Annotated in this window: 10 protein-coding genes and 1 pseudogene; all 11 read left to right on the top strand. The window is 53.8% G+C overall.

Annotated elements, in window-relative coordinates; genetic code table 11:
• On the top strand, nt 1–1045 hold a 1045-nt coding region (locus HV477_RS27285; RefSeq protein WP_175065697.1), incomplete at its 5' end, for a DUF3383 family protein.
• Nucleotides 1046–1492 (top strand): phage tail fiber protein, encoded by a 447-nt coding sequence (locus tag HV477_RS27290; protein WP_000016414.1) that lies wholly within the window; start codon nt 1046–1048, stop codon nt 1490–1492.
• Nucleotides 1492–1896 carry a hypothetical protein gene (locus tag HV477_RS27295; protein ID WP_000101348.1) on the top strand — a complete coding sequence of 135 codons (405 nt, stop codon included), beginning with the start codon at nt 1492–1494 and terminating at the stop codon, nt 1894–1896. The genes HV477_RS27290 and HV477_RS27295 overlap by 1 nt, the downstream gene beginning before the upstream one ends.
• Nucleotides 1897–1937: 41 nt before the next feature.
• Nucleotides 1938–2120 (top strand): hypothetical protein, encoded by a 183-nt coding sequence (locus HV477_RS27300; RefSeq protein WP_000228831.1) that lies wholly within the window; start codon nt 1938–1940, stop codon nt 2118–2120.
• Nucleotides 2104–4275: a transglycosylase SLT domain-containing protein gene (locus tag HV477_RS27305; RefSeq protein WP_065618862.1), complete on the top strand. Its 2172-nt coding sequence runs from the start codon at nt 2104–2106 to the stop codon at nt 4273–4275. Before HV477_RS27300 ends, HV477_RS27305 begins: the two co-directional genes overlap by 17 nt.
• Nucleotides 4272–4982 (top strand): phage baseplate protein, encoded by a 711-nt coding sequence (locus HV477_RS27310; RefSeq protein ID WP_001011706.1) that lies wholly within the window; start codon nt 4272–4274, stop codon nt 4980–4982. Before HV477_RS27305 ends, HV477_RS27310 begins: the two co-directional genes overlap by 4 nt.
• Nucleotides 4982–5284 carry a phage baseplate plug protein gene (locus HV477_RS27315; protein ID WP_000890115.1) on the top strand — a complete coding sequence of 101 codons (303 nt, stop codon included), beginning with the start codon at nt 4982–4984 and terminating at the stop codon, nt 5282–5284. Before HV477_RS27310 ends, HV477_RS27315 begins: the two co-directional genes overlap by 1 nt.
• A gap of 43 nt (nt 5285–5327) precedes the next feature.
• Nucleotides 5328–6197, top strand: coding sequence for a hypothetical protein (locus HV477_RS27320; protein ID WP_058679900.1), 870 nt, complete (start codon nt 5328–5330; stop codon nt 6195–6197).
• Nucleotides 6178–6855 (top strand): Gp138 family membrane-puncturing spike protein, encoded by a 678-nt coding sequence (locus HV477_RS27325; protein WP_058679902.1) that lies wholly within the window; start codon nt 6178–6180, stop codon nt 6853–6855. The genes HV477_RS27320 and HV477_RS27325 overlap by 20 nt, the downstream gene beginning before the upstream one ends.
• A 12-nt stretch (nt 6856–6867) precedes the next feature.
• Complete coding sequence (locus tag HV477_RS27330) at nt 6868–7224, top strand: hypothetical protein (RefSeq protein ID WP_001191860.1); 357 nt, start codon at nt 6868–6870, stop codon at nt 7222–7224.
• A pseudogene (locus HV477_RS27335) lies at nt 7221–7460 on the top strand (hypothetical protein); the annotation flags it as partial. The gene HV477_RS27330 and the pseudogene HV477_RS27335, both read left to right, overlap by 4 nt.

A 7460-nucleotide genomic window follows, 5' to 3' on the forward strand; every position in this document is an offset into this window, starting at 1 on the left:
GACCGCGGCGGTGGCAACAGTGGTATTCGATACCACACAGAATGCTTTCGTCATTACTGCCGCCGGGGCGAAACCGGAGAGCACCACGATAACGTTCGGCAGTGGATCGGCTGCGGAACCCCTGAAGATGACCAGTAATACGGGCGCGGTGATATCCCAGGGCGCGCCTGTATCTGATGTACCTGACACGATGGTAGCCATTAAGGACGCTTCCCAGCAATGGGCGGGATTTTCCACAGTATCTGAAGTCACTGACGAGCAACACCTGGCGTTTTCTGCCTGGGCAAACGGGCAGGGCAAGCGTTACTTTTATGTGGCATGGACAACCATTGGTAAGGCCAAAGTAAAAGGGGATACCAGTCATATCGCATACCAGATAATCACCGTCAATAACTACAGTGCTGTTGTACCGGTTTTCGCGTCTGATGGTAACCGGGCGGCTGCGGTACTGGGGTATGCGGCGTGCCTTGATTTTGTCCGACCAGAGGGGCGCGTGCCGTTCAAGTTCCGCGAGTATGAAGGTCTGGCCGCTGATGTTACCAGTGGCAGCGATTACGATGCACTGATAGCCGCAGGTTACAACTTCTATGGGAAATATGCGGAAAACAGTGTGGTGGAAGATTACTGGGCGGATGGCACCATTACCGGCGATTTTAAATGGCTGGACAGCTTCTGCGGGCAAATCTGGCTGAATGCCAATTTGCAGGGAGCTGTGATCTCGTTATTCAAGTCAAACCAGACTATCCCCTACAACAATGAAGGGCGGGCGCTGGTTGCGGCATCAATGAGTGACGTTATCCAGCAGTACAAACGCTGGGGCGGTATCCGTGAAGGGGTGACACTGACGGAGGCGCAGAAGAAGCAGATCAACAATGTTGTGGAGGAGGATGTTTCTTCAACGTTGTTTGCCACCGGCTACTACCTGTATATCGGCGATATGCTGCCTTCTCTGCGGGCAACACGTAGCAGCCCGTCCTGTACGCTCTGGTACTGTGACGGCGGCAGTATCCAGAAACTTGTTATTGCATCCACGGAGGTCCAGTAAATGTCAGGTAACAACAACACCATCACTGCGGCGGATGCCATTATCACGCTGACAGTGAATAACCTGTATCCCTCCGGCGTACAACTTCAGGGATTTGCCGCAGATAACGTTTATGGCACCGATCCGCTGGTACTGGCGGAAACCGTCCGCGGTATTGACGGTAAACTGTCTGCGGGATTTGTGTACAGCAACATTATCCAGACGTTTCACATCATGCCGGACTCACCCAGCCGGGATATTTTTGATACCTGGTCAACCACATCCCGGACCAGCCGGGCTGTATTCCGTTGTAATGCTGTCGTGCTGCTTCCGGCGATAGGCCGTAAATATACCTGCGTAAATGGCGTACTCAAACAATGGAAAGCGCTGCCTGACGCGGCGCGTACATTGCAGCCAGGACAGGCGGTTATCGAGTGGGAAACTATCACTCCGGAGGTTTTTAACTGATGGCCCGTAAAGAGAAATTTATCACTATTGATGGTCAGGGGCGGGATAACGGCAAGGTATTTCACCTTACCGAAATGTCTGCCTCGCAGGCGGAATGGTGGGCGATGCGCGCCATTATGGCGATGGGGCGTGGCGGCGTGGAGTTACCGGATGATGTTCGCAGTATGGGGATGGCTGCGCTGGCGCTGGAAGGGCTGAAAGCGTTGTCAAAAATCCCGCCGGAAGAAGCCCGTCCACTGCTGGATGAAATGATGGAATGTATACAGTTTGTTCCCGATCCGAAAAATCGTGGTATACGGCGACCTCTTATTGAAGACGATATAGAGGAAATCACCACCAGGCTTAATTTACGTGCGGAGGTATTCAGACTGCATGTGGATTTTTTCAGTCCCGCCGCCAGCTAGATATTCCCCCGCGTTATCTCGGCCCCGACAGACCGTTCGGGGTGGTGGATTACGTTAACGTTCCCCGCACCATTGCGACCGTTATCTCCTCCGGTAAGGCTTCAAAAGTCGAACTGGATTCCGTACTTGGTGTGCAGGACTTATGGGATCTGCTTGAGATTATTCAGGTGGACGCCCATAACGAACGTGTGATGCAGGAGACACAGAATGGCAGCGGTACTTGATGAGCTGGTTCTGGCACTGGATATAGAAAGTAAGGACTTTACTGCCGGGGAACAGGCTGCGCACGCTGCACTGGACCGACTGACCGCCGCAATGGAGCGGGTGGCGGATGTTTTCGAACTGGGGCAAAAACAGGCCAGTAATGCCCTGGCGAAAACAGGCAGTGATGCGGATAAAGCTGCACGTGAGACGGAAGCCGCCGGTGAGCGCACGGGTAAGGCCCTGAAGAAAACAGGCTCTGACGCTGATAAAACTGCCGCGAGTATGGAACAGGCGGGGAAGCGAACCGGTGATGCCATCGCGAATACCGGAAAAAAGGCCGAAAAAACCGCCAAGAGAATGGAGGCAGCAGGTAAACGGGCATCAACGTTTTTTTCCGGCATACGTACTCAGATACTGGCGCTGGCAGGCGTCACCCTGACACTGGGGGGAATTAAAAGCCTGGTCACGGGGTTTGCCGGTGATCTTAACCGGCTGTCAATTTCCTCCGATGCCTTTGGCATGAAAGCGAAACATCTGGACGGCTGGATACGCGCAGGGCAGGCGAATGGCGCTGACGCTGGCGAGATCACCGGGGCGTTTTCCCGGATTACGGATGCAAAAGCCGCATTCAAAGCCGGAAAGTCCTTTGATCCTGTGTTGCAGGATTTGTTTCAGGTTGCAGCCCGTGCGGGTGTCAGTGTTGATTTAAATACCGACAGTACCGAAGTCATCATGCGCAAGCTGGCGTCTGCCTTTCCGCGACTGACAAAGTCAGAACAGACAGCCTACGGTAATGCGCTGGGGTTCAGTTATGCCGGGCAGCAGTTTCTTGGCTCAGGCCATGCTCTTCAGGATGTGGATGACTTTACATCCCGTTCGCAGGTCTCCGACGATAAAATCCGGAAAGCCCGCAAATTGCGGGAAGCCCTTGCAGAACTGGACCAGGTATGGACAACAATTGGTCTGACTATAGGTACGGCACTGATGCCGTATGCCACGGAATTCAGCAAATGGCTGGAGAAACTCGGTGACTGGATGCAGCAACATCCGGAGGAAGTGAACAAATTTATCACCACATTTCTGAATAAAGTTGAGTCAGTGGCCTCCTTGGTGAATAAGGCTGCCGGAGAAATGGGGGGCTGGCAGAATGTCATTATTACGCTGATCGGGCTGAAAGTGGCGTCATGGGTACTGGGGCTGACTAAGGCCCTCAACGGTCCCGGCGGCCTTCTTTTTGCGATAACGGCGCTTTACCCGGTTGTTGACGGGTTAATGACATCCATCGTTGGCAGGAAGAATAAGGACTGGCTGGATTCGCATGGTTTTTTCTGGGCTTCAGACGGGACTTTCTTTTTCAATAAGAAAGAGATGGAGGAATACCAGGCAAAACTGGATGCCGGAGAAAAGCCTGGCAACATCACCCATGCACAATCACCTACAGTATGGCAGCAGGGAATGCTGGATACTCAGGCTTCTCTGGCAACCGGGAGGGGAGCAGCCTCCGGGGCATCCTGGCTACAGGGTATGCGTGCGACGCAGGAAAAACTCGGTAATGCCATGCAAAACCGCCCGCGTCCGACGAAGGCCGGGGAGGCTCTGTTAGGCTGGCTGCAACCGAAACTGTCCCAACTGGAGGCAAAATATAACCTGCCGACCGGACTGCTGCGCAGTGTTGCGATCACTGAATCCGGTGGTAATCAGTTTGCCGTCTCACGCGCTGGTGCGATGGGACTGTTTCAGTTCATGCCGCAGACGGCTAAGGAATTTGGTCTGAGGGGAAACGATGCCTTTGATCCTGCAAAATCCGCTGATGCCGCCGCGAGAAAACTTGGTGGCCTGCTGCGGTTTTTTCATGGCGATCTGGCTAAGGCTCTGGCGGCATACAACTGGGGTGAGGGAAATGTTCAGCGTAAGGGGCTGGCTGCTGCTCCGGAGGAGACCCGTAACTATATTCCCCGCGTTCTGGCGAATCTGCCCCATCCGGGGGCGGCAATGGCCGTACACTCGCGTCATCCGGCGCCTGTATCTCAGTCCACCGTAACGGAAACCACGCATATCGGGACGCTGAATGTCACTACAACCTCGGACAATGTGAAGGGCATTACCGATGATGCGCGTAGGCGTATCAGGAATTCGGCGCTTGTTTCAGTTTATTCCAGCGGGGTAACAGGATGAATTTCTCTTTGGATAATCTTTCCCTGAATAACTTTTCGCTCAATGAAAGTAACGTACTGAGTGCCGTTCGTGGCGGCGGTGTCCTGGGACTCATTAACAGTGTACTGGCACCGTCATTCGGTATTTATTACGCATGGAATGATCCGGCTGGTGTTCACCAGAAGGGCGGGAAGCCTTTCTCCCCGGATTCTTTTGTTGTCGTTGAGGTGGGGGCGGAGGCTTCTGTTTCCACCGCCCCCGTCGAACAGGGAGCCTATACCACCTTTAATAAAATCCAGCGACCACCGGAACTGCATGTAACTTTCACTGTAGAGGGGGGGACGGCATTTTCCGGGGCTGTCCCGAACCTGACAAATTTTTCCACCACCTCGCGATCGAATGTGCTGGAAACGCTTGAAATGATGCGTACCACAGCAGGACTTTACGATATTGAGACGCCAGACAAGACATGGACATCCTACGACCTGGTGAAATACGACTACCGAACGCGAAGTAATAATGGACCGACATTACTGACGGTCAGCGCAGTATTCCAGGCGGTAATGAATACAGGAGAGGTGTCAGTGGGAAGTACGGATAACCAGTCTCCCACGGACAACGATAAAGCAAAAGGGGCAGCATCGGTTAAAACGCAGCCAGTTACGGCGTCAGTGACACAACCGTCAGACGCTGACAGACGAAGCGTCACGAACAGGGGGATCACCTGATGCTGGAAATTGTTTTATCTCCCGTCAAAGCCCAGCAGTTTACGGTGACACTGGGTGCTCAGGTCTGCACCATTCGCCTGAATCAGCGGACTACGGGGATGTATATCGATATCACCGTTAACGGTGAACCGTGCCTGTATGGCGTGCTGTGCCTGAACAATAACCGGATTGTCCGGTACGGATACCTGCCGTTTCAGGGCGATCTGTTTTTTTCCGACACGGAGGGGAACCACGATCCCGACTGGCGGGGGCTTGGTTCACGGTACCGGCTCTACTGGCTGTCGCCTGAGGAGCTGACTTGACTGCTCCCCGCCCTGAAGGGCGGGGATTCCCGGAGGCATTCTGATGAGCTATGTCCAGCGTGACATTACCGTGGAGTTCACCCTGTCAGACGGGCGGACGTTCGACAATGGTAAGGGCAATATTCTGACTGTTTCAGGAGCTAAATGTTTTGCCACTGTCACGGTATATGGCGGAACTGCCGGAACGCAGATAACCCTGTATATCTGGGGGTTGTCTCCGGCGCATATGGCCGACCTGAGTTATCGGGGCGTGTGGCGACCCGCTCAAAGTACGGCCAATGAAATGCGGGTACGGGCTGGTGGTCGGCTTATTTTCGAGGGAGATATTACCGATGCGTATGCGGACTACAACCAGGCGCCGGATATACCCCTTATTCTGACCGGGCAGGTTAGTTTCAACCTGCGTAATCAGACAGCGGCCGATTTCAGCGCGAAAGGTGATGTGCCTGTTGCAGATATCATCCGTGCTCTGGCGTCATCTGCCGGGCTGAAATTTGAAAATCAGGGTGTCAGTCGCAGCCTGTCGAATCCACACTTTTCCGGAAACCTTGTACAACAAATGCTGGATGCCGCTTCAGCCGCCGATATTAACATCGATCTGGGGGACGCGGAGAAAGTCACCATCTGGCCGAAGGACAAAGCCCTGGATATTCCGGCTGTGCATATTTCGCCGGACCATGGGCTTATTGGATATCCGGTCTATACCATGACCGGCCTCAGCGCCACCACGACATTCTGCCCCGATCTTTTCTTCGGTCGGCGGGTCCATCTGGAATCGTCACTACCTAACGTGACAGGCGATTACCAGTTAACCGGAGTGATACACACCATTACCTCGCGAACCGTGGGCGGTCCGTGGAGCTCCAACTGTACCATGACAAGGCTTAACGATAATGGCACAACCACTCAGTAATCCGACGGACGTAAACAGTGAAATCAATGCGCAGGACTTTATGCTGCGGCAGTTTCTCGGGAAACACGTATTTATCACTCTGGGGCAGGTAGTGGCGGTGGAGGGGGAGTTTATTGATGTCCGACCGATGGTAATGGGCGTTGCAGCAGACGGTTCCCCGGTTGAGCATGAGGTGATTTATAACCTTCCCGTATGGCGGCTACAGGGGGGCAGCAATGCGGTGATTATGCCGCCACATGTGGGCGATATTGGTTTCCTCGGCATCTGCGACCGGGATATCAGTGCGGTAAAAGCCACGCGTCAGGCCGCGATGCCGGGATCAAAACGCACTCATAACTACGCCGATGCCATCTGGTTTGGTGGTGTGCTTAACGGTGCGCCCGTACAGTTCGTGGAATTTGCTGACAACCAGATACGGGTTATTTCCCCCTGGAAAGTGGAGATTTCTGCGCCGGAAGGCATCGTGAACGCCTCGAAAAGTTTCACTGTTAACTCGCCAAAAATCGCGCTTAACGGGGATGCAGCCGTCAGCCAGGGGCTTAATGTTACCGGACAGTCTGAGCTTTCCGGTGGCGCGCAGATTGGCGGTATTGATTTTGGACACCATGTTCACAGTGGTGTTAAGTCCGGCGGTTCGACCACGCAGGGACCGCAGTAAACAGGAGAAAATATGCAGTCACGATCGCTTCTTCTCGACACCGGGACATGGGACATCCTGCTGGATGATACCGGTAATTTTGCCATTACTGATAATCCCCATGCGGTAGCCCAGGATGTGGCGTGTGCGTGCAGTACCTTTCTGGGGGAGTGCTGGTACGACTCAACGTCCGGCATACCTTACTGGTCACGCATCCTCGGACACTGGCCCGGCACACAACTGGTGAATGCCACCCTGCAACAGGAAGCACTTAAACTGCCGACCGTGAGCGCCGCAATTTGCCAGGTCACTGTGGATAAAGCCCGGACAGTAACGGGAGTGCTGCGCATTACAGATACCAATAACGACATTTTTACGGTACTGCTATGAGTGAAAATAAATCTTTTTCTACCGCAGTACCCGCTGTGCGTATTACGGACAGCGGGCTGAACGTGCCGGATGAAGCGGATATTCTGAGCGGCAGGCTCAGCGATTTTTCTGGTGCGCTGGGCGGTGCAATGAGTACCAGTCTGAGCAGTCCGCAGGGGCAGCTTGCATCAAGCGAAAGTGCCATTATCGCGGATAAAAACGATCAGTTGCTGTATATCGTTAACCAGGTAAACCCT

The organism is Salmonella sp. SG203 (assembly GCF_013350575.1).
GTDB lineage: Bacteria > Pseudomonadota > Gammaproteobacteria > Enterobacterales > Enterobacteriaceae > Salmonella > Salmonella enterica.

Bases quoted from the DNA above. Each gene is read 5' to 3' on its own strand.
- HV477_RS27290 (WP_000016414.1), top strand. From the start codon at position 1,046: ATGTCAGGTAACAACAACACCATCACTGCGGCGGATGCCATTATCACG.
- HV477_RS27295 (WP_000101348.1), top strand. From the start codon at position 1,492: ATGGCCCGTAAAGAGAAATTTATCACTATTGATGGTCAGGGGCGGGAT.
- HV477_RS27305 (WP_065618862.1), top strand. From the start codon at position 2,104: ATGGCAGCGGTACTTGATGAGCTGGTTCTGGCACTGGATATAGAAAGT.
- HV477_RS27310 (WP_001011706.1), top strand. From the start codon at position 4,272: ATGAATTTCTCTTTGGATAATCTTTCCCTGAATAACTTTTCGCTCAAT.
- HV477_RS27315 (WP_000890115.1), top strand. From the start codon at position 4,982: ATGCTGGAAATTGTTTTATCTCCCGTCAAAGCCCAGCAGTTTACGGTG.
- HV477_RS27320 (WP_058679900.1), top strand. From the start codon at position 5,328: ATGAGCTATGTCCAGCGTGACATTACCGTGGAGTTCACCCTGTCAGAC.
- HV477_RS27325 (WP_058679902.1), top strand. From the start codon at position 6,178: ATGGCACAACCACTCAGTAATCCGACGGACGTAAACAGTGAAATCAAT.
- HV477_RS27330 (WP_001191860.1), top strand. From the start codon at position 6,868: ATGCAGTCACGATCGCTTCTTCTCGACACCGGGACATGGGACATCCTG.